Source organism: Paucibacter sp. DJ2R-2 (assembly GCF_025717675.1).
Classification (GTDB): Bacteria; Pseudomonadota; Gammaproteobacteria; order Burkholderiales; family Burkholderiaceae_C; genus Paucibacter_A.
This window is the reverse complement of record NZ_JAJIRT010000001.1, coordinates 775,148-801,258: the sequence shown is the minus strand read 5'-3', so window position 1 is coordinate 801,258 and position 26,111 is coordinate 775,148. Positions and strand designations below refer to the sequence as shown.

At 66.6% G+C, this 26,111-nt stretch carries 18 protein-coding genes; 6 read left to right on the top strand and 12 right to left on the bottom strand.

Going from position 1 to position 26,111, the window contains the following annotated elements; genetic code table 11:
- Positions 1–129: 129 nt before the first annotated feature.
- Positions 130–411, top strand: a complete 282-nt coding sequence (locus LNV28_RS03500; protein WP_263516479.1) for an HU family DNA-binding protein — start codon at positions 130–132, stop codon at positions 409–411.
- A 282-nt stretch (positions 412–693) separates the two neighbouring features.
- Here LNV28_RS03500 and LNV28_RS03495 read toward each other — a convergent pair whose 3' ends face one another.
- From LNV28_RS03495 to LNV28_RS03485, 3 genes are all read right to left on the bottom strand, one after another.
- On the bottom strand, positions 694–1,437 hold the full coding sequence (locus LNV28_RS03495) for a hypothetical protein (RefSeq protein WP_263516480.1): 744 nt from the start codon (positions 1,435–1,437) through the stop codon (positions 694–696).
- Positions 1,434–2,867, bottom strand: coding sequence for a DUF885 domain-containing protein (locus tag LNV28_RS03490; RefSeq protein WP_263516481.1), 1,434 nt, complete (start codon positions 2,865–2,867; stop codon positions 1,434–1,436). The genes LNV28_RS03495 and LNV28_RS03490 overlap by 4 nt, the downstream gene beginning before the upstream one ends.
- Positions 2,868–3,284: 417 nt before the next feature.
- The gene (locus LNV28_RS03485; protein WP_263516482.1) at positions 3,285–5,258 is read right to left on the bottom strand and encodes a tetratricopeptide repeat protein; all 1,974 of its coding nucleotides are present in this window, start codon (positions 5,256–5,258) and stop codon (positions 3,285–3,287) included.
- A gap of 838 nt (positions 5,259–6,096) precedes the next feature.
- On the opposite strand from LNV28_RS03485, the gene LNV28_RS03480 reads away from it, so the two are divergent.
- Positions 6,097–6,981: a DMT family transporter gene (locus LNV28_RS03480; RefSeq protein WP_263516483.1), complete on the top strand. Its 885-nt coding sequence runs from the start codon at positions 6,097–6,099 to the stop codon at positions 6,979–6,981.
- Positions 6,982–7,166: 185 nt separating this feature from the next.
- On the opposite strand, the gene LNV28_RS03475 is transcribed toward LNV28_RS03480, so the two are convergent.
- Positions 7,167–8,276 (bottom strand): ABC transporter substrate-binding protein, encoded by a 1,110-nt coding sequence (locus LNV28_RS03475; protein ID WP_263516484.1) that lies wholly within the window; start codon positions 8,274–8,276, stop codon positions 7,167–7,169.
- Positions 8,277–8,497: 221 nt separating this feature from the next.
- Between LNV28_RS03475 and LNV28_RS03470 the strand changes: the two genes are divergently transcribed.
- Positions 8,498–9,730 carry an acyltransferase family protein gene (locus LNV28_RS03470; protein ID WP_263516485.1) on the top strand — a complete coding sequence of 411 codons (1,233 nt, stop codon included), beginning with the start codon at positions 8,498–8,500 and terminating at the stop codon, positions 9,728–9,730.
- Here the strand turns inward: LNV28_RS03470 and LNV28_RS03465 are convergent.
- Positions 9,718–12,501, bottom strand: coding sequence for a hybrid sensor histidine kinase/response regulator (locus LNV28_RS03465; protein WP_263516486.1), 2,784 nt, complete (start codon positions 12,499–12,501; stop codon positions 9,718–9,720). The two genes, LNV28_RS03470 and LNV28_RS03465, sit on opposite strands and share 13 nt — an antisense overlap.
- Before the next feature lie 155 nt (positions 12,502–12,656).
- Here LNV28_RS03465 and LNV28_RS03460 point away from each other — a divergent pair, with 155 nt between their 5' ends.
- Positions 12,657–13,103, top strand: coding sequence for a lactoylglutathione lyase (locus tag LNV28_RS03460; RefSeq protein ID WP_263516487.1), 447 nt, complete (start codon positions 12,657–12,659; stop codon positions 13,101–13,103).
- A gap of 7 nt (positions 13,104–13,110) precedes the next feature.
- On the opposite strand, the gene LNV28_RS03455 is transcribed toward LNV28_RS03460, so the two are convergent.
- The 5 genes from LNV28_RS03455 to LNV28_RS03435 all read right to left on the bottom strand — a co-directional run bounded on the left by LNV28_RS03455 (position 13,111) and on the right by LNV28_RS03435 (position 18,751).
- Positions 13,111–13,905 (bottom strand): hypothetical protein, encoded by a 795-nt coding sequence (locus tag LNV28_RS03455; protein ID WP_263516488.1) that lies wholly within the window; start codon positions 13,903–13,905, stop codon positions 13,111–13,113.
- A gap of 11 nt (positions 13,906–13,916) precedes the next feature.
- Positions 13,917–14,483 (bottom strand): neutral zinc metallopeptidase, encoded by a 567-nt coding sequence (locus LNV28_RS03450; RefSeq protein ID WP_263516489.1) that lies wholly within the window; start codon positions 14,481–14,483, stop codon positions 13,917–13,919.
- A gap of 204 nt (positions 14,484–14,687) precedes the next feature.
- A complete protein-coding gene (locus LNV28_RS03445) occupies positions 14,688–15,359 on the bottom strand; it encodes a hypothetical protein (protein ID WP_263516490.1) in 672 nt (223 codons plus the stop codon).
- 27 nt (positions 15,360–15,386) lie between these two features.
- Positions 15,387–16,655 (bottom strand): FAD-dependent monooxygenase, encoded by a 1,269-nt coding sequence (locus LNV28_RS03440; RefSeq protein WP_263516491.1) that lies wholly within the window; start codon positions 16,653–16,655, stop codon positions 15,387–15,389.
- A 320-nt stretch (positions 16,656–16,975) separates the two neighbouring features.
- The gene (locus LNV28_RS03435; protein WP_263516492.1) at positions 16,976–18,751 is read right to left on the bottom strand and encodes an alkaline phosphatase D family protein; all 1,776 of its coding nucleotides are present in this window, start codon (positions 18,749–18,751) and stop codon (positions 16,976–16,978) included.
- Positions 18,752–19,000: 249 nt separating this feature from the next.
- Between LNV28_RS03435 and LNV28_RS03430 the strand changes: the two genes are divergently transcribed.
- Positions 19,001–19,984, top strand: a complete 984-nt coding sequence (locus tag LNV28_RS03430; RefSeq protein ID WP_263516493.1) for a potassium channel beta subunit family protein — start codon at positions 19,001–19,003, stop codon at positions 19,982–19,984.
- Between the two features lie 67 nt (positions 19,985–20,051).
- Positions 20,052–23,303 carry a ligand-binding sensor domain-containing diguanylate cyclase gene (locus LNV28_RS03425; protein ID WP_263516494.1) on the top strand — a complete coding sequence of 1,084 codons (3,252 nt, stop codon included), beginning with the start codon at positions 20,052–20,054 and terminating at the stop codon, positions 23,301–23,303.
- On the opposite strand, the gene LNV28_RS03420 is transcribed toward LNV28_RS03425, so the two are convergent.
- Complete coding sequence (locus LNV28_RS03420; RefSeq protein WP_263516495.1) at positions 23,290–25,197, bottom strand: sensor domain-containing diguanylate cyclase; 1,908 nt, start codon at positions 25,195–25,197, stop codon at positions 23,290–23,292. The two genes, LNV28_RS03425 and LNV28_RS03420, sit on opposite strands and share 14 nt — an antisense overlap.
- Before the next feature lie 116 nt (positions 25,198–25,313).
- Positions 25,314–26,030, bottom strand: a complete 717-nt coding sequence (locus LNV28_RS03415) for a nucleotidyltransferase family protein (protein ID WP_263516496.1) — start codon at positions 26,028–26,030, stop codon at positions 25,314–25,316.
- Positions 26,031–26,111: the final 81 nt, after the last annotated feature.

Genomic DNA, 26,111 nt, shown 5'->3' with positions numbered 1-26,111 from the left:
CAAGCAAAGAGAGCGTTTGCGAGGCCTCAAGCGCCTGTTTTCGGGGCTTGTGGCGGCCGCAGCCTCGGACACAACGATAATCGCGCTCCCCGCAATGGGATTTTCTTTTCCGTACCCACTGGATATCTGATGAACAAAAGTGAATTGATCGAAAGCATCGCCACCAAGGCAAGCCTGACCCGCGCCCAAGCCGCTTCGGCCCTGGACGCTGCGCTCGGCTCGATCACCGAAGCCCTGGTGGCCGGCGATGCCGTGGCCATCCTCGGCTTTGGCAACTTCAAGGTCAGCGAGCGCGCTGCCCGCACCGGCAAGAACCCCGCCACTGGTGAAGCGCTGGAAATCGCCGCTGCCACCGTGCCCAAGTTCACCCCGGGCAAGGCACTCAAAGACGCTGTGAACGTCAAGAAGTAAGTAAGACAAAAAGGATCCGGCTTCGGCCGGACCCTGCGATGAGACAAGGGCGCCCGTCATTTGACGGCGCCCTTTTCTTTTGGGATGAGTGGGCGGCAGACGGCACAGGGCCGTCGCTCGCGGAGGTTTCAGTTCGAACGCAGAGTACGCGGAGGACCGCAGAGCTCGCAAAGAGAGGCGCAAGGTTCTTTCTCAGCGTCCTCTGCGGTCCTCAGCGAGCTCTGCGTGCTGAAACATCTTCGCGAACGACCGCTCCGTGCTGCGCGCAGACGAACCAGCAGCCTAGGGCTTCGCGGGCGCTGACAGCAGCGCTTTGGCCGCTTCGATGCGCAGCGCCATCGCCACGGCTTCGTCATTCATCACGCGCAGGAGAAAACGGCGCGGGTCGGTTTCATCGGCGCCGTTTGTCACGAGCCCCACGGGAGCCATAGGCCTGGCCGGCTGGGCGCTTGGCGCTTGTGGGGGCGACGTGCTGCCGGTCCTGGCGCCCAACTGCTCCAAAGCCGCCGCCAGTTGGGCAGGGCTGATGCAAGCGAGGCGGCCCAGCACTTCGGCCTGCGCCTCGGGACCGGGCTCGGTGTCCAGCCAGGGCTCGTCGCTGAAGACCGGTGCCAGATCGGGGGCCACAAAGGCCGACCACTGTTCGCCAGCGACTTGTTGTTCTTGCCGCTGAGGCGGTAGCGCGGGGGCAGCCGTGGCCATGGCGGCCGACCACATGCTCAGCCGCGTCGGGCGCAGCTCGGGCAGATAGGCGCGGCACAGCGCAGGCAAGAGCTCGGCGGCCTGCGTGGCCATGCCGACTTCGGCCAGTGCAAACCAGAGCTGGAAGCCGTCGTGGCCGTTGACCGCAATCGCCGGAGCCGGCAAGCCCAGATCGCTTTGCACGCCGCGCCAGACGGCGCCCAGCGCGCTCCAATCGGCCGGTCGCGCCAACTCCAGCACGGCCGCGCGGGGCGGCGCGTTCAGGGCCGTGACGTGGCTGCCGTAGAGGCGTTGCAGATCCTGTTGCAGTCGCTTGTCATTCATGGGGCGCTATTTTGCGCCGCGGCTTGGTTCTGGGCTCGGGGCTCGGGTGTGGCCAGCACCCGCTCGCGCAGCAGCGACAGGGGCAGCGGCCCATGCTTGAGCACGCGGTCGTGGAACTCGCGGATGTCAAAGCGTGCGCCCTCGCGCGCTTGCATTTCGCTGCGCAGCTCGCGCAGCAGCACCGCGCCCTGCTTGTAGGTGATGGCCTGGGCTGGCCACTGGCGCACGCGCCGGATCTCGCGCTCAGCCAGGGCGGGCAGCATGGGCAGCTGTTCGCGCCAATAGGCCTGCGCCTCGGCCTCGCTCCAGCCCAGCTCGTTCAGGCCGACATCGAGCACCACGCGGATGGAGCGCACCAGATCCCACTCCACCGCGCCCAGCGCGTCGCCGTCCTGCTGGAACAGGCCCAGCTCGGCGCCGTACTCTTCGACGTAAGCGCCCCAGCCTTCGGCGTACGCGGAGTAAAAGCCATGGGGCAGGCCCAGCGGGCAACCGCGCCCCGCTTGGGCATAACGGCTTTGGTAGTGGTGGCCCGGCGTGCTCTCGTGCAGCAGCAGCCAGTCGACATTGCGGCGGCCATAGCCTTCGCGTGCCTTGTTGAAATAGAAGGTCGCTTCGTCGGGCTCGTAGTAGCCATCGACCGGCAGCGCCGCGCCCAAGGTGGAGGCCTTGATCGCCGGGCCGGTGATGCCGGTGGCGGGGAAGAGCCGGGCCATATGGCGCTCGACGATGGCCTGGCGTGCCTCGTAATCGGCCTGCGGCGTGGCGCCCTCGGGGTAGCGGAAGTCCGGGCCGGCCAGGTAGGCAGCGAAATCCGCATCTCGCCCGGCATAGCCCATGCGCGCCTGCAGCGCGCGGTAGCGGCCCTGTGCCCGCGCCAGCTCGGCGTGACCCATGGCCATCAGGTCCGAGGCGCTGCGCTCTTGCGTCAACCAGGCCTTGCGCAACCAGCGGTACCAGTCCTTGCCCAGCGCACTCTGCGCCAGTCCTTGCTCCGACAGCTGTGCGCCGCTGCCCAGCGCCCGGAAACGCTCCAGCACCTGGAGCTTGTGCAAATGCAGGTCCAACTCAAAGTCGATCTGCTCCAACTGCAGGCGCTGGCAGGCGGTGGCGGCGGGCCGGTCCAGGGCGTGCTGCGCCTGGTTCAAGGCCAGCAGTTGCTGGCGCTGCGCGGGCAGATCCGTCTCCTTGTCGATCTTGCTGATGCTTTTGAGGAAGAACAGCTCCATCTCTCCGCCCAGGCCCAGCTCGCGATGGACCTGGCCGTAGCGGGCGATGAAGGGCTCGATCGCGGCGGCGGCAGGCTGCATCGGCTCTGCGGCGGCGGCCTGATTGCTGCCGCTGCCGAACAGCAGCAGCAGGCTCAGGGCGGCAGGTACGAAGGGCTTGGAGGGCAGGCTGGGCATGGAAGAAAGCAGGGAGAGGCGCATGGGCGGCAGTATCGGCGTCGCCTGCCGGCCAGCCAAAGGCCATGGCTGTGACTTCAAGTCATGAGGTCGGTCGGAGTCGGCGCTTCCAAGAGCTTGATTTTGTTGGGTGTCCGATGCGGAGCAAAGTCCGTCGGAAACCACCGAATCGACCACCGTGAACCCTCGGCAACAAGTAAGGTCCGTCGGGTGCGGTTGCGACTGAAGGCAGCGTCCCGTGGCCGCGGCAGGACCTGGTCCCGGCCACAAGGCAAGGCCCTTCAGTACAGACTAGATGGCAGCAAAGTGCCCAAAGCTGAAGTTCGTCCTGCTAGAGCAATAGGCCCTGAGCGGCAGGAGCAGTTTGCGATTAGGCTGATTCATACCGGTCGTTCAAACCGGCATGACGCTCTCCCATACGGTTGAATAGCTTCCCATTCATCAGGACTTAGTGCTAATCCCCGCCAGAATCTCTTTCGCAATCACTGCCCCATCCGACTTCGGCGAAATCTTGATCAACGCCTCCAGCTTTTGCCGCGCCTCTGCCGGGCGGCCTTGCTGGATCAGCAAGCGCGCGGCGGCGTTATATGTAAGGCCGCATTTGGGCACGGCGGCAATGCCTTTGTCGAAGGTAGTCAAAGCGGTCGCGATGTCTTCGGGCCGTCCGCGCGCGGCGTGGGCTTTGCCCAGCTCCTGCCAGAGCTGGCAATTCTTGGGTATGAGTTTGAGGCCATCCTGATAAAGCGCAACCGATGCGTCGTACTGGCCCAGGCCCAGTTTGACGAGCGCCAGTTCCGAAAATTCCAAAACCTCACTTGGCTTGTCGTTGGCGTACACGCGTTTGAAAATCGCATCCGCTTGGACGTATTCACCCAGGTGGTAGTGCTTCTTAGCCGCGAAGTAGTCGCGATTCACTTCCAGGATGACGGGATCAAGAATCAAATTCTCCAGACGCTTGCGAACTTCAAACGCCTCGTCGAAGCGGCCAGTCTCGGCCAATTTGTTTGAGAAGTTAACGTAAATGTAGGAATCGTCCACGCCCGCAGCAATGGCATCGCGGGCGACTTTGAAGCCTTCTTCGCGGTAGCGGCCCTCCGGGCGCAACATCGATTGCAGTATGAGGAGCGTGTTGGCGTAACTCACGTCCGCCGGATGCAAGGTGTAATACCTGGACACAAGTGCCACGGCGCGCGCCTCTTCAAATTCGCACTGTGCAAGGTGGATAGCCTCAACCGTCACAAAACGCCGGGCGTCGTACAGCGGCGAAGCCTTGGCCTCTCGCAAGGCCTTGGCCGAACCATCACAGTCACCGGTGTTGGTTGCGGCAGACACCCTGCGCCCCAGGGCACGAATCTTCACTTCAACCGGCAGCTTCATTGTCTGCGCGCGTTTGTCGAGCATTGCGGATTCGACGAAATTGCGCAATCGATACTGCGCGCCCGCCGAGTTGACCACGGCCACGCCGTTGCTGCTGTCCAGCGCCATGGCCTCAGCAAAAGCCAACAGCGCATCTTCGAACTTGCCCGCGCGATAGAGTGCATTGCCGTAGGCGTCATAGGCAACCGACATCACGGCACCGCTCGGCTTGGGGTTCGCCTCCTCCATTTTTCGCAGGTGTTTTGAGAGGGCTGTCAGATCATCGGGCGTCTTCGCCTGCAGGCCCAGGTAAGCCGCCAGCACCGCAGGTTGCGTGACATCGAGCACGCCGACGGCTAACTCACCGACCAGCGACTCCCACGCCGCGAGCTTGCCTTTGACTATCGTCGGTGACTTGCCCGCGACGCGCACCTTCAGGGTCGCATCGTCTCCATCAAGAATGATCTCGCCGTCAATCGCAATTTCATTACCTGTCATGTAACGCAGGTATCTGAAAACCGATTGCAGTGTGAACTTGGCTTCTGGTATCGCAACATCAGCGCGGTGCTCCGCCCATGCCCCTTTGAGCTCACCGGATTCCAACGTGGTCACCAATTCACGGCGCTTGAGGAGTTCATCGAACAAGGCTTTGGCAACCACCTGTCCGGTGATGCCGCGCTCAGCTAAATTTTCCGGAACATCAAAGGCCGCAATGGTGAGAGTTTGGCGGTACGCTTCTCGGACACACGCGACGGCTGTCACTACGACAACTGCCAGCACACTGAGGGCAATCAGCGCGTTACGCAGCAGGATGAGGCGCGCGTTGATCCAGTTGTATTTGGTCGCGTGCGAGAGGAGGTGGAGTTCGTGTCGTACATCATGAAGCGTTTCCGCGAGGCCCTCGACGCGCACTGTTGGGCTTGGGCCTGACGCTTCACCTTGTGCGGGACGCACTCCAGTCGACGGCGCCAGTAGCGTCGGCGCTTCTGCTGGCGCCTGGTCTGCGCCATCCGCTGGCGCATTTGATGGCGCAGTGTCGCCCTGGATAGGTGAGGTCATGTGATGGTGGCTGGTAGGTTTATATAACGCATTATTGCCACTACCAGCCCATGAAACCACTGAGCACGGCACCCACACCGGCAATGGCAACAATGGGCCCTTTGAAGCGGGAAAGCCCGCGTGCCAAGGTGGCTAGCACGGACCTCGCACGCGCTCGCACTTGTTCGGCCCCTGATGGAGATATCGGTGAACCCATCCCTGAGGCCCTTGTCTTGTAGTGCTCGGCATTCTAGTGAGGGCCGACTTTTGCGGTGATGTTCATATCGGGTCGTTTGCAAAATTCAGTGCGAAACCCGAGTGTGCAAATTACCCAAACTGAACTGTTGTCCAAGGCATGGCAGCAAGAGGCAGGTCTGGCGCACTCAGATTGAAAGCTGCTGAGCAATCCGCGGCCGCCGTTCAAAAAGTGCACATTGCTGCTGGCCGGCGAACTTCGGCTGTGGGCACTTTGTTGCCGCCCGCGACGAATGGGCCTGCAATGGATCGAGACCGGCGGCTCCGCTGCGATTTCGGCGAGCGCGAACGAACTGCCACCCAATGATGCCGACAACGACCCCAAGGCAAGGGGCGCGTCGCCAACCATGCTCGACCGACCTTGTTCAAGTCCGACGGACCTTATTACTTGCTGTCAGCTGCCAGCCAAAAGAGCCTCCTGTGGGTCGCCAGCCTCCGCCATGTTGCGCCGCTTGCCGCCCATAACTGCACAAGCCAGCGTCCCGGTATGAGCAGCGGGTTGATGTGTGAAGAACATGGATGCGGGACGCGGTGAGGTGATCTGCGTCTTGATGCCCGCCCGCCCGCTTCGCGTCGGCTCCGCCTATGACAGCGATACTGCCTCATGCCTGTTGCCACTCGCTTCTTTCCCCAGCTTTACCCCTGGCTCTTCGTCGCCCTTTGGAGCACCGGTTTCATTGGCGCCAAGTACGGCCTGCCTGATGCGCAGCCGCTGACGTTTCTGAGTCTGCGCTATGCCTTGGTGCTGCTGCTGATGGGCGCCATCGTGCTGTGGACGCGGGCGCCCTGGCCGGCGCGTGGCAGCCGGGCTTGGGGGCATATCGCGGTATCGGGCCTGCTGGTCCATGGCGTCTACCTGGGCGGCGTGTTCATGGCCATAGGCCATGGCTTGCCGGCGGGGATCACGGCTTTGCTGGTGGGCCTGCAGCCGCTCTTGACGGCGCTGGGTGCCGGCCTGTTTCTCGGCGAGCGGGTGCGGCCGGCGCAGTGGCTGGGTTTGCTCTTGGGCCTGATTGGCGTGAGCCTGGTGCTGGCGCACAAGGTGGCGGCGGGTCTCGGCGGCGCCGCCTTGCTGGCCATGCTCTTGCCGGCGTTTGTGGCCCTGCTGGGCATCACGGCGGGCACGCTCTATCAAAAACGTTTCTGCCCGGCCTTTGACCTGCGCACCGGCTCACTGATCCAGTTCCTGCCTTGCTTGTTCTTGACCTTGCTGGCGGCTTGGGCCGGCGGCGAGAGCCTGCAGGTGCACTGGAGCGGGCAGTTCTTCTTTGCCCTGGGCTGGTTGGTGCTGGTGCTCTCGCTGGGCGCGGTCAGCCTGCTCAATGTGCTGATCCGCCAGGGCAGCGCCGTCCATGTGGCCAGCCTCTTCTACCTGGTGCCGCCCACCACGGCCGTGTTCGCCTGGGCCTTGTTTGGCGAAACCCTCCATGGCTTGGCGCTAGCCGGCATGGGGGTGGCGGTGGCCGGGGTGTGGTTGGCGCGGCGGTGAAGGGCGGCTCTTGGTGGAGCGCCGGTCTCGTTTGGCGATGTTGGGTGCTTGAGAGTTTTCGTAGCGAGCGGCTGCCAGGCTAGGCGGACGGAGCAGAGGAACCGGAACGTACTTCCTGTACGTGAGGATTCCGAGCACCGGACCAACGACGCATGGCAGTCGCGCAGTAGAAAACTCTCAAGCGCTTAGCGCCAGAATTTGCCGTCGGGGCCGATGATGGCCAGATCGGCATAGTCCATGCCCGTGTGATCGCTGCTGCTGAAGCGCAGTTCTAGGCCGCCGAGATCGATCTTGCCGAGGCTGTCGAGCGCGCGCAGCAGGCCGGCGCGATTGAGGTCTTTGCCGGCCCTGCGCAGGCCGGCCACCAGCACCTTGGCGGCGGCGAAGCCCTCGACATTGGAGGGCGTGAGTTCCTTCAGTCCGGCCGCCTTGGCCAGCTCCTGAGCCTCGCGGATCATGGGCGTGTTCAGCGAGCGCTCGGACGGGAACACCTGGCTGACGATGATGCCGCGGCCGTGTGTGTCCAACTGCTTGACGAAGCCCGAAGAGGCATTGTTGGACAGGGTTACGACTTGCGCCCCGGAGCCCGCGGCGCGCAAGGCCTTGACGCCGTCGGCCACAGCCGCACCGGCGCCGATGAAGAGCAGGGCCTGGGCATCGGCTTTGACCAGCTGGGCCATCAAGGCCGTCATGTCCGGCTTTTCGCGCGGGAACTTCAAATGCGCCAAGGGCTGCAACTTGGCGGTCTGCAAGCCCTTGAGCGCGCCTGTGGCCGCATCGGTGCCGAAGCTGTCGTCCACCTGGACCAGGGCGATGCGGCTGATGCCCATGCCGACCAGATGCTGGATTGAGCGCTCGGCCTCACGCTGGTAGGTGGCGCGCACATTGAAGACGTAGGGGTTGACCGGTTTGTGCAGCAGCATGGCGCCGGTCGAGGGCGCGACCAGGGCCAGCTTGTGCTCGGCCAGCAGGGGCAGGATGGCCTGGCTGTGTGGCGTGCCGCGATTCAGGAACAGGGCCAGCACGCCTTGATCGATCAGCTTCTTGGCGTTCTCGGCGGCCAGCGTGGGTTCGAACTTGTCGTCCAGCGAGATCAGCTCGATCGCCTGGCCATTGATGCCGCCGGCGGCGTTGATGGCGTTCAGGTAGAGCTTGGCGCCCTCGGTGGTCTCCTTGACCCCGGCCGCCACTGGGCCGCTGAAGCCCGCGGTCTGGCCGATCTTGATCTGGGCTACGGCCGCAGCGGTGAAGCTCAGGCTGCAGCACAGGGCGATGGCGAGGCGACGCAGTTTCATGGGTGAAAGTCTCCGGGTTGACGGGGGGATTGTGGCAAAGGTGGGTGGGTGGGGGAGAAGTGAATGGGTGAAGGCGTGAACAGGTGAACAGGTGAATGGTGAATGGTGAATGGTGAATGGTGAATGGTGAATGGTGACGGGGCTTTCCACTTCGCCACGGGCCTGACTCGGTTCGCCCCAGATTGCTTGGCCGGGGTGGGGCGGGCGGCGATGCTGGCGGCATGAAACAAACTTCACATAACCCCCGCCTCTTTTTCCTCGACTGGCTGCGCATCCTCGCCTTCGGCCTGCTCGTGCCCTACCACGTGGGCATGTACTACGTGAGCTGGGGCTGGCATGTCAAAAGCCCGACCGCCAGCACGGCGCTGGAGCCGCTGATGCTGATGAGCTCGCCCTGGCGCCTGGGCCTGCTGTTCTTCATCGGCGGTGCGGCCCTGGCCCAGGCCTGGGGGCGCGCGCAGGCGCAGGGCCACACGCCGGCCCGCTTGCTGCGCCGTCGCAGTGCGCGTCTGCTCTTGCCCTTGGTGTTTGGCATGCTCGTCATCGTGCCGCCGCAGAGCTATTTTGAGGTGGTGCAGAAGCTGGCCTACTCGGGCAGTTACTTCGAGTTCATGCAGCAGTATTTGCAGGGCTACGAGGGCTTTTGCCGCATGGAAGAGGGCCGCTGGCAATGCCTGGACCTGCCCACCTGGAACCACCTCTGGTTCCTGCCCTACCTCTGGGTCTACGGCCTGATCGGCTGGCTGCTGCTGCGCCAGGCTCCCTCCGTCTTGGCGCAGTGCGGCCAAGGCCTGGCTGCTCTGGGCCCCTGGGGCTTGTTGCTGGGCTTGGCCGTGCCGCTGATGCTGGCGCGGCAGCTGGCGGGCTTGTTTCCGTCCACCCACAACCTGACCTGGGATTGGTACAACCACGCCCAATACCTGAGCCTCTTCCTGCTGGGCATGCTGGCCTCTCACTCCGGCTCGGTCTTCTGGGCGCGCCTGAGTGCGCTGCGCTGGCCGGCCCTGGTCGGCGCGGTGGCGGCCTGGGCCTTGTTGCTGGTGTACTTCGACGCCTACGACGGCGCCACACCGCCCGAGACCCTGCGGGTGCTGATGCGTGGCGTCTGGGGCCTGATGCAGTGGTGGGCCACGGCGGCGGCCTGCGGCTTTGCCTACCTGCACCTCAATGCCGATTCGGCCTGGCGCCGGCGCCTTGGCGCCGCCGTGTTCTGCCTCTACATCCTGCACCAGACGGTGATCGTGCTGCTGACCCAGGCGCTGGCGCCCTTGCAGCTCGCGCCGCTGCCCGAGGGCTTGCTGCTGATTGGCTTGAGCTTTGCCTGCTGTGCGGCGGCCTATCTGCTGCTGCGAGGTCTGCTCGGCCTGCGCGCGCTGTTCGGGATTGAGCCCCCTCAGGGCCGAGCGGCGCGGCAGCCTCTGTCGCCCGACCGATCAGGCCATCAAGCCACTTGATGGGCTTGCTCGCCGAGGCGGCTGATCTCGGCGGCCAATGCAAGCAGATGGGTGCTGTTGTCTTGCAGCTCGCGCCGGAATTCCTGGCGCCAGGCCTCGCTCGGCGTGCGCCCTTCGCGCAGCAGCGCCTCGCCTTCCCCGGCCTGGCCGGCCAGTCGCTCGGCGCCGACCATGGCCGCCATGCCCTTCATGGCGTGCAGCGCTTGGGTGGCGTCCTCCAGCTGCCCGGCGGCCAAGAAGCCGTCCAGTTGCTCGGGAAAGCGCGCGGCCTTGGCGGTGAAGGCATTCACGGTCTTGGCATACAGCGGCGCGCGGCCCAGAAAGCGGTCGATGCTGGCCTGCGCCAGGATGCCCTGGGCCAAGGCGCGTGTGCACAGCGCTTCGGGCAGGCTCAGGGTCGGAAACACACGCTCGGGCAGTGAAGCTTCGCTCGGGGCTTCTTCTTCGCCGGCCTTGGCGCACAAGCGCAAGAGCAAAGGCAGCAAGTGCTCGACGTCAAAGGGCTTGCCCACATGCTCGTCCATGCCGGCGGCCAGGCAGGCTTCGCGGTCGCGGAGCAAGGTGCCGGCCGTCATGGCCACAATCGGCAGCCGACTCAGGCCCAGCTCACCGCGGATGACGCGGGTGGCGGCATAGCCGTCCATCACCGGCATCTGTACATCGCTGAGCAGCAGGTCAAAGCCATCGGGCTCGGCGCGCAGCAGCTGCACCGCCTCCAGGCCGTTGTGGGCCACGCGCACCGCGGCGCCCGCGTCACTCAAAAGTTCCACAGCCACCTGTTGGTTCAAGACATTGTCTTCGGCCAGCAAGATGCGCAGGCCATGCAGCGGTCTGTTCACGGCTGCCGTGGATGCTTCGGCCGGGTCCGCCGGGTGTGCGCCGCGGGCTTGGGTCTCGGGTGCTGCGGTAGACAGGGCCTGAATGGTCTCAAGCAGCTGTTGGCAGGTGAAGGGTGCCAGCAGTGTGTCAGTCAGCTCATCAGGGGGCGCCGGCAAGGCATCGGCTTGCCCCAGCAAGGCCAGCACAGCCAGCTGGCTGCCTGGATTCAGTGCGCGCATGGTCCGGCAGAGGCTCAGGTCTTGCTCGACTTGCTGCGCCTCGGGCACCTGCCAGTCAAGCAGGAGCAGGCAGGGCTCAGACGGGGTTTGCGGCTCTTGGCGCAGCTGTTGCAAGGTTTGTTCTGCCTTGCTTGCCAGCCGGGCTTGCAGGCCCAGCGCCGCAGCGTAAGCAGCCAGCACCTCGCGCGTGCCGGCATGCGGGCTGACGATGATCAGGCCCAGGCCTTGCGGCAAGCCTGGCGCTTCGCTGACGGCGGGTTCAAGTCCTGCGGCCGGGGGCTCGGCCAGGGGCAGGCGCAGTTGGAAGAAGAAGCAGCTGCCCTGGCCGACCTGGCTGTCGATCTGCAGGGGCGCGTCCATCAGCGTCAGCAGGCGCTGGCTGATGGCCAAGCCCAGGCCGGAGCCGCCGAAGATGCGCGTGGTTGAGTTTTCGGCCTGCGTGAAGCCCTCGAAGATGCGATTCTGGTTTTCGGGGGCAATGCCGATGCCGGTGTCACTCATCCGAATGTCCAGCTGCACCGCGTCGACGCTGCGCTCCAGCACGCGGATGCTCAGTCGCACATCTCCCTGCGCGGTGAACTTGATGGCATTGCCGCCCAGGTTGATCAAGACCTGCTGCAGGCGCATGGCATCGCCGAGCAAGCAGGCCGGCAGATCGGGGGCGATGTCGTAGAGCAGGCGCAGGGGCTTGCTGCCCCGGTTGGCGCTCAGGATGACGCCCAGTTCGCGCAGCAGCGGCTCGAAGCAGAAAGGCCGTGGCTCCAGGCTCATCTTGCCGGCCTCGACCTTGGAGAAGTCCAGCACATCGTTGAGCAGGCCGAGCAAGGCACGCGCTGCGCCTTCGCTCTTGGCCGCATAGTCGGCCTGCTTGGCACTCAGCTCGGTGCGCCGAAGCAGGGCCAGCATGCCCAGGATGGCGTTCATGGGTGTGCGTATTTCGTGGCTCATATTGGCCACAAAGCTGGACTTGGCTTGGCTGGCCTCCTGTGCCTGGCGGGTGCGTTCTTGCAGGCGCGCATTGTCTTGCTCAAGCACTTGAGTCAAGCGCTGCAGCGAGCTGGAGGCCTGGGTGAAGGTGCGCTGAACCAGGGCAAAGCTGCGCATCAGGTAGTCCATGGTCAGCGCCACCGCGACACAGGTGATCAGCAGGCGCAGCATGACGGCGAAGTCCACCTGACCTCGCCAGAAGGTGGCGAGGACCAGCAGCATGGGCGCAAGCGACCAGATTCGGGCGTGCACAAGCGGCAGAACCACAAAGGTCAGCAAGATCGCTGTGCCGGCCAGCAGCAAGGGCAGAAGCCCGTTGCCCAGGGAGGCCATGCCCAGCGCCAGATTGATCAAGCCGACCACCAGAAAGGCGTCATATTGGCTGCCCTTCACCCGCAGGCGCAGGCGTATCAGCAAAACGGCGAACACCACGGTCGTCGCCAGAGGAAAGGCGCTGTGCGCGAGGGGGGCCTGGCCGCTCAGGTATTGGGGCAGGCCCAGTAGCAGCAGCGCCAGGCTGGCCAACATCACCAAAGCACAGGTGCCAAGCAGTGTCGAGCGGCTGATCTTGTGCAGCACCGTTTCCGCATCGGCCACGGCCGCCTGCAACTGGCGGACCTCCTGGGCCGAACTGCTCGACTCGCTTGCCAAGGGCGCACCCGGCTTGGCGGCCTCAAGCTCAAGCGCTGCGGAAGGGGCAAACGAAGCGTCGGGGTTGGAGCGCATGAGCAGAAGGGCCTCAAAGCCTCGGCAGTGGTGCACGGAGCAGGGCCATTGTTGCGTAGTTTTCCCGTGCTCGGGCGAGGATTCGGTGATGCCGATATGCTGCCGGCGATGGCGTGCTGAACCCGGCCCGCCGCCCCCAAGAGAAGGCAAGAACGATGAAATACCTGCACACCATGGTCCGCGTCACCGACCTCGACGCTTCGCTGAAGTTCTACCGCGATGCGCTGGGCCTGGTCGAGATGCGCCGCAGCGAGCACGAAGCCGGCCGTTTCACCCTGCTGTACCTGGCCGCGCCTGGCGATGAAGTGGGCAAGTACCAGCCTCAGGTCGAGCTGACCTACAACTGGCCCGACGCGAACGGCCAGGGCGAGGTCTACAGCGGCGGCCGCAATTTCGGCCACCTGGCCTTTGCCGTGTCCGACATCTACGCCGCCTGCCAGCGCCTGGCCGACCACGGCGTGACCGTGCTGCGCCCGCCGCGCGACGGCCGCATGGCTTTTGTGCGCTCGCCCGACGGCATCTCGGTGGAGCTGCTGCAGGACGGCGCGGCGCTGGCGCCGGCCGAGCCTTGGGCATCCATGCCGAATACGGGTTCTTGGTAAGGACGGCTCAAGCGCCGTTCTTCTTGCGGCTTTCTAGCTGCGCCCAGAGCGCCTCGGCCTTCTCGGCCGCTTGCTGGCGGCCGGCATCGCCGAGTTGCAGATAGTCCTGGGTCTTGAGGAACCAGTCGGCGCTGAGCTGGTCGCCCGAGCGGCGTGCGATCAGGTTCCAGGTGGCCGCGTCGAGCGGCCGCTTCTCCAGCAGGAAGGTCTCGGAGATCATGGCCGCCGCATGCAGATTGCCGCGCAGGAAGGCCTCGGTCAGGGCTGTGCGTGCCGCCTCGCGGTAGGGGAATCCGGGCTCATGCTCGGCCTCTTGCGGCTTGCCGTCGAGGGCAAACAGATAGCGCTCGGCCAGATGGGTCAGGGCCTGCACATCCTTGGCGGCGGCAGCTTGGCGCAGCTGGCCCAGCGGCATGCGGTAGTAGCGCTCGTCGATCTGGTAGCCGAGGCGGCGCAGCTGTTCGTTCACGGCTTTGTCCTCGGGGCTCAGGTCGGGGGGCGCGCTGCCGCCGGCCTCGGCCATGGCCGTGGAGGCCTGTGCCAGCTGCCAGGGATTGCTGCTGCTGGCTGGCGCGCCGCTGGCCGCCGGGCCGCGCGGCAGCGGCCGGTCGACGGCGCCGAACAGATCGCGCAAGCCGTAGGCCGGATCGCCCGCCTGCGAAGCAGCCAGCGCCGCGGCGGCCTCTTTCGCCTGCTCGGCAGTCAGGCGTTGCTGTTCGGTGGCGGCCTCGTCCCACTGCCACCAGGCGAACAGTCCGGTGGCCAGCAGGGCGACGGCCATGCCCCAGCGTGTGGCGGTCATGGCCGTTTTCATCAGATATTGTTCAAGCAGGCGCCCAGGCCGTTGGCATAGCCGTAGCGCGAGTAGTAGTCGCGCTGCGAGGGCGTGCCGTGCTCTGCATAGTCCGCGGCAGCGCGGGCCGAGCGCACGGCCGACTCGATGAAGCTGGGATAGCGCAGCGTGGTCTGTGCGTACTTGGCAAAGGTGCCGCCGACGCAATCGGCTTGCAACTCCTGGTAGGGCGCCCGCTTGTAGATGCCGCGGGTGAACTGGATCGAGTGGCCCCACTCATGGGCCAGGATGAACTTGGCCACGTAGTTGCCGTAGCTGTTTTCCTGGCCTTGCAGGAAGGAGGTGCCGACGCTGATGGTGTAGGGGCCGCAGGCCATGGCGTTGGGCGAGGGCTCGCCGCAGGCGCGTTGGTTCACGTACACCGTGGGTCGGGCGTAGCCGCCCAGCTGGCCGCGAATCTCGTTGGCCGAGTTCTGGATGTAGGTGCTGTTCACCGTGACGGCGCCGGCAGGCAGCAGGCTCAGGGCCAGCGCCAGGGCGGCCGAGGCCTTGAGGGCGAAAACGTGGGGGCGGGTGGTCTTCTGCATGGTCTGTGTTCTCACAAGCTGAGGAGCAAACAAAGGGAGTGGCCACGCCTTTTGGGCGGGGCCGCCGATGCGCACACTCCAACAGCTTGTGCGCCTGCCGCAAAGTATCGGCAGGCCCCTTTGCCTCCCGGCTGAGGGTTTCCATGGCATTTGCGCGTTAACCCGCCTGCAAGCTCTTACAGGACGGGATGCCAATGACACAAATCAGTCGCTGTAGCCCCAGGGCGCGGTAGGGGCTGTCACCGGCTTGCCGAGGTCGAAGTCGACCCGGAACTCGCGGCTCTCGCGCAGCAGGCGGTAGCTGAAGCTCTTGAGATCGGTGTTGATCAGTAACTGCCAGGTGTTGCCGACCGAGGCGGCCATGCCCTGGCGCAAGAACAGCTCTTGGCTGTAGGGGTCAGCCGGGAAGGACTGCAGCTGCGGCCAGCCTGCGTCGCGGGTGTGGCCGCCGTACATGGTCGAGGCATCGCTGCGACCGTCGGCCTTGCGGTGGTCGTGCTTGAGGCTCAGGCCTGAGCCGGTCTGGCTGATGATCCAGGTGCGTGAATGGTTGTCGCCGACATGGAAGGGGATCTGGATCTCGCGCTCACTGCAGCGCCGCACATGCATCAGCAAACGGCCTTCAAAGCCGCTGCCGCTCTTGGGCTGGTCCTGCACCACGCGCCCTTCGAAGGCCTGGCCGCAGAGGCTGCGCAGCTGCTCGAAAAACTGACGATGGGCCTGGGCCGCGACCAGGGGCGCAGCTTGCACGACAGGCGCGGCATTGGCCGTTGGGGCCGCCTCGGCCGCACCGACGCTGGCTGTGCCTGAGAGCAGGGCGCCGAACACCATGCCCATCCATAGCGGGCGACGGGCATGGGTGATGGTGTGGCTCATCGGGTGGTTCCGGTTCAAGTGCTGCGCTCAGCGCCGCCCAAACATCATCTGCCGCGCCACGGCCCGCTTCAGCGGCGGCGCCATCTGCAGCGCCGCCAGAGCCAAGCCGCGCGCGGCCGGCAGGCCGGGCCAGCGCCAGGCAAAGGTTCGGGCCAGGAAATCGGTGGCGGCGATCATGCTCCAGCGGTCGGGTGCGCGCTGCCACTCGACCCGGCGCAAGGCCTGGCTGACCCAGAGCGCGGCTACATCGGGGTGGCTCGATCGCACCTGGCCCTGGACCAGGGCCTCAACCAAGGCATAGGCATCGCGCAGGCCCAGGTTCAGGCCCTGACCGGCCACCGGGTGCAGGGTCTGGGCGGCATTGCCGATGCGCACGACCTGACCCTCGACCAGGCTGCGCTCGGCATTGAGCCCCAGGGCAAAGCATTTGAGCGGGCTGATGCCCTGCAGCGTGCCGACGCGCGCCGGCAGCAGGCTCTGGATCACCGCCAGGCGCTGGGCGTCGCTGAGTGAGGCGATGTCATCGTCGGCCTGGGGCATGCACCAGACCAAGGCTGCGCGGCGCTGGCCCTCGCGCGCACGCAGGGGCAGCAGGGCCAGCGGTCCGTTGCGTGTGAAGCGCTCGAAGGCCAAGCCCTGCGGGCTGTCTTCGGCCAGCGTGACGCTGCCGACCCAGGCGTTCTGTGCGTAGTCGTGCGAGACGGCCTTGCGCGCCTGCTCGGCGAACACGCCGCCTTCGGCCACCACGGCCAGGTCGAAACTCTCTGCCACGCCGGCATCGACCTCGACGCCGGGCGCCAGCGGCTTGAGGCCTTGCACAGGCGTGCCGAAGCGGCTGAACAGGCGGGCAGGTTCGGCCTGCACGCGGGCCTGCCAGCGTGCTTGCATCGGCGCCACCAACTGGCCGTAGCTGAGCACGGCGCCGAGCTGGCTGACGCCTTGCTCGGCTGCGCTCAGCCGCACCTCGGGCTCTTGGCTGGCGCCGAACAAGGGGTGGTTCAGTGTGGGCGGCGCCTGGCTGACGCTGACTTCCAGAATTGCCTGTGCCGCGTCGGCATCCCAGGCCTGCAGGCGCTGCAGCAGCTGCACGCTGCCCAGGGCCAGTGCCAGGGTGCGCGGGTCGCCCGACACATCTTTGTCCAGCGGCCGCGCATCAAACAGCGTGATCTGCGCATGAGGCAGGCGCTGGGCCGCCAGCAAGGCCAGGCTCAGGCCGGCCGGGCCGGCGCCGATGATGGCCAGGCGCAGTGGTGCTTGGCTCGCTGTGGGGGCGGAGTCGGGAGAGGTGGAAGGCATGGCGTCAGAGCCTGGCGAAAGCGGTCAAGCTGGGACTATAGCGAGCCATGCTTGGCATTCGGCAGCAAGCGGCACTGAGCCGTCGTTCGTGGAGAAGCTTCAGCACGCAGAGTTCGCAGAGGACCGCAGAGGACGCTGAGAACACAATCCTCGCTCTTCTTCTCTCTCTGCGATCTCTGCGAACCTCCGCGCACTCTGCGTTCGTATTCAAATCTCAGCGAACGACGGTTCTGTGCCGAAACCCGCCATGCGCCGTGAATCACGGCGTGGCTTTGTGGGTTCACAGCAAGCCGGGTGCTGCTGCGAGTGGGCCGCCGTGCTCAGACCGCCGTCAACTTGCGCTGGCCTTGGCCTGGCAAGACCTTGAGCGACTTGCCCACGCTGGCCGTGTACTCGCGGCTGGTGATGGTGCTGACATAGACCCAGTCCGAGCGGCACTCTTGAGCCGTGACGGTCAGGACCATGAAGCCGCGGCGCGAGGTGTCGGCATATTCCAGCGGGCCGATCAGCTGGGTCAGGGCGCCGGCCAGCTGTGCCGGGTTCTCCTTGGGCAGATAGACCTCGAAGCCGGGCGAGGTGACCGAGCTGGTGGCGAACTCGACACCGACCTGATTGCCGGCCATGTCCTGCAAATCGCTGGCCCAGGCGTTGTGGGTGTCACCGGCCAGCACGACCAGGTTCTTGTTGAGCTGGCGCGCGGTGGCGAGCACGGTCTCGCGCGCGGCGGCATAGCCGTCCCAGGCATCGAGGTTGTAGGGGATGCTGGGCTGGGCCAGGATGGCGCGCTCCTGCGCACTCAGGCTTGCTGGGTTGCTTTGAGCCTTGGCGACGATGGCGCCGTAGGCCGAGACGCTGACGCCGCTGCCGGGGTTGTTGGCTTCAAACAGGATGGGCGCGGGAATGTTCATGCGGCCCATCAGCACCTGCTGGCCCAGCACCTGCCAGGTGGCGCTGGAGGTGCTCAGCTGCTGCTGCAGCCAGCCGGTCTGGGTGGCGCCCAGCAGCTGGCGGTTGGGCTTGGCCAGATCTGCGCCGAAGGCGCTGGCATTGAAGCCGCTGGCGCTGGTGTACTTGGCGTAATCCAGCGGTTCTTCGCGGCCGATCAAGCGCGTGTCCAGCATGTGCAGGGACAGCAGATTGCCGAAGGCGAAGCTGCGGTAGATCAGCTCGGCGCTTTGCTGGCTGCGGATCGGCATCCACTCGTGATAGGCCTGGATGGCCGCGGCCTTGCGCTTGGCGTAGTCGCCCTCGGTGGCGGGCTGGTGGTTTTCGGCGCCATCGGTCCAAGAGTCGTTGCAGACCTCATGGTCGTCCCAGATGGCGATCATGGGCACATTGGCGTGCAGGCGCTGCAGGTCGGCGTCGGCGCGGTATTGCGCGTAGCGGCGACGGTAGTCGTTCAAGGCGACGATTTCGCCTGCGGGTTCGACTTCACGGCCCAGGGCCGCGGCCTTCTCGCTGGCGTAGCCGCCGCGGCCGTATTCGTAGATGTAGTCGCCCAGATGGACGGCCACATCGATGTCTTCGCGCTTGGCGGCCTCGGCATAGACATTGAAGTAGCCAGCCGGGTAGTTGGCGCAGGAGAACACCGCCAGCTTGACCTGGCTGACCGTGGTTCCGGTGGGCAGGGTCTTGGTGCGACCGACCGGCGAGTACTGGCTCTCGCAGCTGAAACGGTAGAAATACTTCTGGCCGGCTTGCAGGCCGGTGGCGTCAACCTTGACCGTGTAGTCGCGGGCCGCAGCGGCCTGGGCATCGCCCGAGGCGACGATGGTCTTGAAGTCGGCGTCGCTGGCCACTTCCCAGCGCACGGCCAGGTCACGCAGATCGGCGCTGTCCTTGGCGCGAACACGGGTCCACAGGATCACGCGCTCGGCCTGCGGGTCGCCGCTGGCCACGCCGTGGCTGAAGCTGACCGGAATCACGACCATATCGCTGCCACCGCAGCCGCTCAGGCCCAGCGCACCCAGGCCGGCTGCGCCAGCCGCCAGTGCGACCGAGCCGCGCACAAAGCTGCGCCGGCCGGCATCGGCCGTGTCGTCCGCCGGGGTCGCCGCGGAGTGGAAGAAGTTGTGCAGTTTGCTGGGAGAGCTCATGGAAGTGCGCCGGCTTCAAGGCCAGGGTAGATGGGGCAAGCGGCGCAGTGTGCGTATGCACGGTGACATCTGTGCGACACGAGCTGTCGCCTAGGCGACTCGCGGGCGGCTCTGGCCGGGCCTCACAGGCGGGCGCCTGGTCGGCAGGCCCGGCCTTGTGGGGGCATCGCCGAGCGAAGCGCAAGCCTGTGGCGCTCTCGGTTACCCTGCACTTTTGGCCGCATTGAACACAAACAGGCGAACACCACCATGCAATACCGTCGATTGGGCCGCAGCGGCCTGCAAGTTTCCGAGCTGTCTCTGGGTTCCTGGGTCACGTACCACAAGCAGGTGGACACCAAGGCTGCCACCGAGATGCTGGCGGCCGCCTTTGATGCCGGCATCAACTTCTTCGACAACGCTGAGGTGTATGCCCTGGGCCAGAGCGAGGTGGTGATGGGCCAAGCCTTCAAGGCCTTGAACTGGCCGCGCCTGCAGTACGTGGTCTCGACCAAGTTTTACTGGGGCCTGGGAGGCGAGGGCAACAACACCATCAACCGCAAGGACACGCTGAACCGCAAGTACCTGATGCAGGCCATCGACGGCTCCCTGCAGCGCCTGCAGCTGGATTTCATCGACCTGATCTACTGCCATCGCCCCGACCCGCACACGCCGATCGAGGAAACCGTTCGGGCCATGAGCGACATGATCACCCAGGGCAAGGCCTTGTATTGGGGCACCAGCGAATGGTCGGCCGCCGACATCCGCGCCGCCTGGGAGATCGCCGAGCGCCACCATCTGCACAAGCCGGTGATGGAGCAGCCGCAATACAACCTCTTCCACCGCCAGCGCGTCGAGCAGGAATATGCCCGCTTGTACGAGGACATCGGTCTGGGCCTGACCACCTGGAGCCCGCTGGCCTCGGGCCTGCTGACCGGCAAGTACAAGGCCGGCATCCCCGAAGGCAGCCGCGGTGCCCTGGAAAACATGGCCTGGATGCGCGAGCAGCTGCAGGACGCGGCCAAGAACGCGGCGGTGGCCGAGCTGGAGAAGGTGGCGGCCGACCTGGGCGGCAATGTGGCCCAGCTGGCCATCGCCTGGGCGAACCGCAACCCGCAGGTCAGCACCGTCATCCTCGGCGCCAGCAAGTTGCTGCAGCTTCAGGACAACCTGGGCGCCCTGGCGCTGACGCCCAAGCTCACGCCCGAGGTGCTGGCGCGCATCGACGCCATCACCCAGCCCCTGGCGCGTTGATCAGCGCCGGCCGGGTCGCGCTGTTCCGCGCCCGGCCACCCGCGGCCTTGGCCTACCATCGGGCCTGATGCAAAGCCGCCCACGCCTTTTCAGCCCCTTTTGCTTTCTGCTCGGCCTGGCCTGGTTGCTGGCCGGCTTGGCGCATGCCGCGCCGGCCGCCGCCAGCCGTGCGCCTGCCGAGCTGGCGCTGCGCTTCGAAGCCGTCGGCCAGAACGGCGTCATTCCCAACAATGTGCTGTCGGCCCTGGCGCAGGACCGTCAGGGCTTTTTGTGGGTGGGCTCGGCCGCCGGACTCTTGCGTTTCGACGGCTACAGCTTTCGCCAGCTGCACCTGGACACCGCCGCCGAGGGCGGACGCCGCAGCCTCGGCTTTGTGCGGGTGCTGCTGGTGGGGCGCGATGGGCGCTTGTGGATAGGCAGCGATTCCGGCGGCTTGGCGGTTCACGACCCTGCCAGCGAACGCACCCAGCTTTACAGCCACCAGCCGGCGCAGCCCGACCGCAGCGTGCCCGAGGGCACCGTGCTGGCCCTGGCCGAGGCGCCCGACGGGCAGCTCTGGCTGGGCACGGCGCTCCATGGCCTGAGCCGTTTCGACCCGGCGCGCCAAAGCTTTGTTCATTACCGCCACGAGCCCGGGCGGGCCGGCAGTCTGCCCGACAACAGCGTGCAAGCCCTGCTGCTGGACCGCGAGGGCACGCTCTGGGTCGGTGGTCTCGGTGGCCTGGCGCGCAAGGCGGCCGGCAGCGAGCAGTTCGAGCCCGTGCCTCTGCCAACACGGGCCCGCGCGGGCAGTGCCAGACCGGCCCAGCCCATCGTGCTGCGACTGGCCCAGGCCGAGGACGGGCAGATCTGGGTCGGCACGCAGCAAGGCGATCTGGCCCTGGTGGACCCCGGCAGCCGACGCGTCAGCGTGCTGGAGCAGAACGGCCCGCGCGGCGCGGTCTATGCCCTGACCCAGGCAAGCCCGGGCCTGATTTGGGTGGGCCGAGCCGGTGGTGTGGAGCTGCGCGCCGCTGATGGTCGCCTGCAGCAAATCCTGCGCCACAACCCTCGCAACCCCAGCAGCCTCGGTGGCAACGAGGTGCGCTGCCTGCTGCTCGACCGGGGCGGTTGGATGTGGGTCGGTGGCTTTGGTGGCGGCCTGCAGCGCCACGATGCCGACCAGCTCAGCATCGGCGTGCGCAAGCTCGACGAGCATGGCGATGCTGTCTTCGAAGACCCGAGCGCCCGCGCCTTGCTGGAGCTGGACGGGGGCGAGGTCTGGGTCGGCACCACGGCTCAGGGTTTGGGGGTGCTCGATGCCCAGCTGCGCTTGCACCGCCAGATCGATCTGCGCAGCGCGCTCAAGCGCCGGGCGGATGAGCCTGTTCGGGTCTCCACTCTGGCACGGGCTCGGGACGGCACGGTCTGGGTGGGCGTGGACTCGCAGCTGCTGCGTGTCGACGCGCAGGGGCGCCTTTTGCAGAGCCTGGATGTGGCCCATGGGCGCTTGCGTCGCACGGTGCTGGCCCGCAACGGCGACCTCTGGGTCGGCACCCAGGACGGTCTGTACCAGCTGCTGGGCGGCCAGGGGCCGGCGCTGCGCCATCACCTGGCCGGCGGAGCGGCGCTCAGGGGCGAACTCAATGCCATCGTCGAGGCCGAGGACGGCGCGCTCTGGGTGGGCGGCGAGGCCGGCCTGTTCCTGCGCCCGGCCGGCGCGCGCGAGTTCCAGATCGTGCCCACGGTGGCCGGCCAGGGCCTGCGCAATGGCATCGTCACCGGCCTCTTGATCGACCGCCGTCAGCGCCTTTGGGTGGACACCGCCACCGGCCTGCATCAGATGACCAGCTGGGACGGCCACCAGGCCAGCTTTGACGCCATCAGCGAGCGCAAGGGCATTGCCGGCCGAGCCTTCGGTGCCAATCTGCTCGATGACGAACGGGGCCGTGTCTGGAGCCAAAACTATGTCTATGACCCCAACCGCGACCATCTCTACGAGCTGACCCCGGCCGACGGTGCTGATGCCGGCACAAGCTGGTTCCGTTCCTATGCGCGTTTGCAGGACGGCCGTTTTCTGTTTGGAGCTGCCCGTGGCCTGATGGTGGTGGACCCGGAGCGGTTTGAGGCCTGGGCCTATCAGCCGCCGGTGGTGGCCAGCGAGCTGCGCATCAATGGCGAGCGAGTCAATGCCGGCATGCTGGCGCCGCAGGGCCTGCAGCTGCTGCCGCAGCAGCGCAGCTTTGGCCTGGAGTTCGCGGCCCTGGACTACAGCGACCCGGGGCGCGTTCGCTATGCCTACCAGTTGGAAGGTTATGACGGCAGCTGGATCTACACCAGCGCCACCCAGCGCCTGGCCAGTTACAGCAACCTCAGCCCTGGCCATTACCTGCTGCGGGTGCGGGCCAGCAATCGCAGCGGGGTGTGGAGCCCGCATGAGCTGGCCATTCCGATCCAAGTCCATCCCGCCTGGTGGCAGACCTGGTGGTTGCGCCTGGCGCTGGCGCTGGGCGGCGCCGGCCTGCTCTATGGCCTGGTGCGTTGGCGCACCGGCTATCTGGAGCGCCGCCAGCTGGGGCTGGAGCAGCGCGTGCGCGAGCGCACGGCCGAGCTCGAGGACTTGTCGGCCGCGCTGCAGGAAAAGTCGCGAGCGCTGGAGGAGAAGTCGCTGGCGCTGGAGGACCTGAGCTTGTCCGACCCGCTGACCGGCCTGCGCAACCGGCGCTTTCTGGCCCAGCACATCGAGGCCGATGTCGCCCTGACCTTGCGCCGCCATGAAGCCCAGAGCCGCCAGGGTGGCCCCTTGCCCGAGGATGCCGACCTGATCTTTTTCCTGATCGACATCGACCACTTCAAGGACATCAACGACCGCTTCGGCCACGCCGCCGGCGACCGCATGCTCAAGCAGATGCGCGACCGCCTGCGCCAGGTTTTCCGCGACACCGATTACCTGGTGCGCTGGGGCGGCGAGGAGTTCCTGATCGTCGCCCGCGGCAGCCCACGCAGCCATGCGCCGGAGCTGGCCGAGCGCATGCGCGCCCTGGTGGCCGAGCAACCGTTTGTGCTCGATGCGGACGGTCTGGTCCTGCACAAGACCTGCTCTATCGGCTTCGCCTGCTTCCCGATCTCGCAGCAGCATCCGCGGGCGCTGGACTGGAACCGCACCGTCGACGTGGCCGATGCCATGCTCTATGCCGTCAAGCGCGGTGGCCGCGATGGCTGGATGGGCGTGCTGCAGGCCAGCAGCGGTACGGCCCAGCAGCTGCGCGAGCGCGCGGCCGCCGACTGGCTGCAGGACGAGGGCGTGCTGCGCGTCAGCTCGGCGCTCAGACCGGGCTGAACATGGGCGCAGCCACGGCGCGGTTGCGGCCCTGTGCCTTGGCTTGGTAGAGCGCCAGATCGGCTTGTGCCAACCACTGTGAGGCTGAGCCACCGCGCAGGGGCACGGCGCTGATCACGCCGATGCTGATGGTCAGCTCGGGGCCCAGCGGCGAGACCTCGTGCTCAATCGCGGCCCGAGCAATCTCCTGGCGGCAGCGCTCGGCCACGGCCAGGGCGCCGGCCGCATCGGTCTGCGCCAGCAGCAGCACGAACTCCTCGCCGCCATAACGCGCCACCACATCGGTGGGTCGGCCAGCGCTGGTGCGCAAGGCCTCGGCCACGCGGATCAGGCAGGCATCGCCGGCCTGGTGGCCGTAGTGGTCGTTGTAGAGCTTGAAGTGGTCGACGTCGATCAGCAGCAGGCTCAGCGGCGTGCCCAGGCGCAGCCCGCGCCGCCATTCTTCCTCAAGCTTTTGCATCAGCAGGCGGCGGTTGGCCAGCTCGGTCAGCGCGTCGGTGGTGGACAGGCGCAGCAGCTGCTCGTTGGCATGCTGTAGATCGATCTCGAATTGCTTGCGCTCGGTCAGGTCGGTGATCACGCCGACATAGAGCTTGCCCTGCGGGCCCTTGACCTCGGACACCGAGACCTGCACGGTCAGCGCCCGGCCGCTCTTGTGCAGGGCATTGAACTCGCGTGTCCGGCCCACCAGGGTCAGCTCCCGCGCACCCTCTGCGCCTTCGCGCCGGCGCAGGTAATGGTCGTGGGAGCCGCGGTCGGGCTCGTCCATCAACAGGGAGATGTTCTGGCCCAGCATCTCCTCGGCGCGATAGCCGAACAGGCGCTCCACGGCCGGGTTGCAGCTGAGCATATGACCCTGGGCGTCGATGGTGACGATGGCCACGCCGGCCGTCATGATGATGGCTTGCAACTGGGCCTGGCTGGCCTGCAGTTCGCGTTCCTTGAGCAGCAAGTCGCTGACGTCCTGGCGCACGGCGACCAGATAGCCCTCGGGCGTCCGTGTCTCGGTGACGCGCAGCCAGATGCCGCTGGCCAGCTGCTGCAGCTGGGCCTGCTCGCTGCGGCCGCGCCCGGCCAGGCGCGCGGCGATCCAAGCGTCTTCGTCGCCCAGGGCTTCCAGGGGCAGGGCGCCGGCCGCGCGGCTCAGCGCCAGCATGTGAGCAAAGCTCTGGCCGCGCATGGCTTCGTAATCGAGGTGCGGCATCCAGCCGATCACGCGGCGGTTGGCCAAGAGCAGGCGGTCTTGCTCGTCGTAGATCTCAATGCCGGCCGGCATGGCGTCAATGGCCCGTTCGAGCAGCTGGCGTTCGCTGTGCGCGGCGGCTTGGGCCTCAGCCAGGGCCTGCTGGGTCTTGACCAGCTCGGTCACATCGAGGCGTATGCAGACCAGCAGACCTGAGGCGGTGCGCTGCTCGTAGAGGTGCAGCCAGCGTTCGCCGAACTGCTGCAGGCGCGGGCCCGACTGCTGGCCGCGGCCGGCCAGTCGCTCGGCCAGCCAGGCCTCTTCACGCCCGCGTGCCTCGGTGACATAGCCGGCCCGCAGGGATTGGCGCACCACATCTTCGAAGCGCCCGCCTTCGACCAGATGCTCGGCCACCTGGGGGTAGTCCTCGCGCACGCGCCGGTTGCACATCAGCAGACGGTCATCGGCGTCCCAGAGGTCGAAGCCGGCTGGCATGGCCTCGATCGCTTCCAGCAGCTGCCGCTCGCGGTCGCTGTGCTGGGGGCGGCGCAGTGAGGGCAGCAGGCCCAGCAGAGCGGCGAGCACGGCCAGTGCCGACCAAGTTGGTGGCGCCTGCACCAACAGCAAGAGCAAGGCCAGCAGCAGGGCGGCGGCGCTGAACCTCAGAAACATCAAGGCGGTGTTGCGGCCCGGCGAACCGGTTGTTGGCATGGTGGACACGGGCGTCTCAGCGGAAGTTGCACGCTGATTCTGACCGAGGCCCGAGCTTGCGTGATGCGGGCAAGTCCGCATCCACCGCGAATCAAGGGGCCGCGCTCAGGGGGTGTTCAGGGAGCCTGGTTCAGCCGGGCCAGGCGTTCGGGCGTGCCGACATCGGTCCAGGCGCCATGGTAGGCCTCGGCCGCCAGGGCACGGCGGCCGATGGCGTCTTCCAGGCAATGGCGCAGGCGAACGGCCTGGCCCAGGGGCAGGGCGTCAAACAGGCGCGCCTTGAACAGCCCCAGGCAGGACCAGGTCAGGCGCGGCTGCTCCGGCGCGGCGCCGTGGCGCTCGCTCAGGGCCAGACCTTGCGCGTCGATGGCGAAGTCACCGCTCGGGTGGTGGGGGCTGTTGGCCACCATCCAGAGGCGACCATCGAGTTGCGGGTCGGCCGCGAAGCGTGCCGCTGCCTCGGCGTCGAATCGAAAGCCCGGCACGAAGACATCGGCCGAGGCGACCCAGAAGCTCTCCGCTCCACCGTCGCGCAGCAAGGGCAGGGCCTTGCGGATGCCCCCGGCCGTCTCGAGCGCGCCGCCCGGCTCGCGCGATTCATCGCTGAAATGCAGGCGCACGCCATAGCGGCTGCCGTCGCCCAAGGTGGCCGGGAACTGCTCGCTGAGCCAGGCCGTGTTGATGACGATGTCCCGCACGCCGCCTGCCGCCAAGGCTTCGATATGCCAGACGATCAGCGGTTTGCCCTGGACCAGGAGCAGCGGTTTGGGGGTGGTGTCGGTCAGCGGCCGCATGCGCTCACCGCGCCCGGCCGCGAGGATGATGGCTCGCATGAGGGAATCTTATGCCCTTGTGTGCCGGATCTGGCCGCGAAGCGGACAGCTCGGGCACCAACTGACTAAGCGGGTTCCTTG